At 71.6% G+C, this 1,638-nt stretch carries 2 protein-coding genes; both read left to right on the forward strand.

What is annotated here, in order from left to right; all coding sequences use genetic code 11:
* Positions 1-552, forward strand: a 552-nt coding sequence (locus tag AB0I76_RS29485; protein WP_357042288.1) for a response regulator transcription factor, incomplete at its 5' end; no start/stop codon positions are given.
* A gap of 132 nt (positions 553-684) precedes the next feature.
* A complete protein-coding gene (locus AB0I76_RS29490; RefSeq protein WP_357042291.1) occupies positions 685-1,455 on the forward strand; it encodes a DUF5995 family protein in 771 nt (256 codons plus the stop codon).
* The last annotated feature ends 183 nt before the right edge of the window (positions 1,456-1,638 follow it).

The following is a 1,638-nucleotide window of genomic DNA, read 5'->3' on the forward strand; positions in this document are numbered from 1 at the left end:
CCGGTGCGCAGCGTCGTCGACGGTTTCCTGGCGCTCTGCGCGGCCGAGGTGAGCCGGCTCGACGGCAGCGACCCGGACCTGTGGGCCCGTTCGGTGACCGAGTGGGACCGGCGCAACCATCCCTATCCGGCGGCCTACTCGCGGCTGCGGCAGGCCGAGGCGTTGCTGGCGAAGCGGAGCCGCAGCGCCACCGCGGCGAAGCTGTTGCGGCAGGCGTACCAGGTGGCGCAGGGTCTCGGCGCGGTGCCGCTGACCTCGGAGATCCGCACCCTCGCCGGTCGGGCCCGGGTGTCGCTGGAGGAGCGGGGTGCGTCCACCGCCGCGGTCACCGGGTCGGGCGGGGCGGGCGCGGACGAGTTGGCGGTCCTCACGGCGCGGGAGCGGGAGGTGCTCGCGGCGGTGGCCGAGGGGCTGACCAACAAGGAGATCGGGCAGCGGCTGTTCATCAGCGAACGCACCATCGGCGTGCACGTCTCGCACATCTTCGACAAGCTCCAGGTCCGCACCCGCGTCCAGGCCAGCGCCATCTTCCTGCGCAACCGCCCGGCCTGACGCCCGGTCGCGGTCCCGGCTCGTCGCTACGTATACGTCGTTCTACTGATCCGGCGCTCGGTCGTCGGCTGGAAGGCTGTGCAGCGTCGCCGACGGCACGGGGGTGCCGCGGAGCATCGTGGAGGAGTGACTATGTCCGAACCGGTCTGGGGTCCCGTGCACCGGGACATCGTCGACCTGCTGGCCGACCGGCCGGCGGACGTGCCGGCGGTGGTCGACCACCTCACCAAGCTCCAGGACCTGCTGGTCCGGCTGCCTCCGCTGGAGGAGAGCTGCCCGCTGGCCGACTTCAACAGGCTCTACCTCACGATCACCGAGAGCGTGCTGAACGGCCTGTACGACGACCGGTTCGCCGACCCGGTCTTCCTGTCCCGGCTGGACGTCGAGTTCGCCGCCCGCTACTTCGACGCGATGCGACTGTGGACGGACGCCAGCCCCGGTACGCCCCAGGCGTGGTCGTGCCTGTTCGAGCGGATGCAGGGCCCGGACGCCCGTCCGCTGCCGTCGGCGGCGGCGGGCGTGAACGCGCATATCAACTACGACCTGCCGTTCGCCCTGGTGACGACCTTCGACAGCCTGGAGTCCGAGCCGGTCGACGGCACCGACCAGCACCGCGACTACCTGGAGATCAACAACATCTTCGCGAACAAGATCCCGGGTCTGCGGCGGGGCTACCTGGACCGGTGGCAGTTGCTGATCGACATGCTGAACGGCGACATCGACGACTGGTACCAGGGGGAACTGGTCGAGTACACGCGCGACGTCGCCTGGCGTAACGCGCAGCGGATCTGGCGGTGCCGGCACGACCCGGACGCCCACGAGTGCGAGCGCACGCGGCTGGACGACAACGCCGCGCGGCTCGGCCGGCTGCTGCTCTCGCCCCTCGGGGCGTTCCTGCAGTAGCCGGGACGGGGGGTCCCCGCGCTCCGGACGGGGCGGAGCGCGGGGACGCGCCCGTCAGGAACGACCGTGCGCCGCGCCGGGACGGTGTCGATCTGGGTGGTGGCGGCGATGGCCACCTCCTCGACCCGCTCCGGCGGCAGCTGCGGGTTACGGCGCAGCAGTTCACGGATGCAGCGGATCACC

The organism is Micromonospora sp. NPDC049799, assembly GCF_040656655.1.
Taxonomy (GTDB): Bacteria; Actinomycetota; Actinomycetes; order Mycobacteriales; family Micromonosporaceae; genus Micromonospora.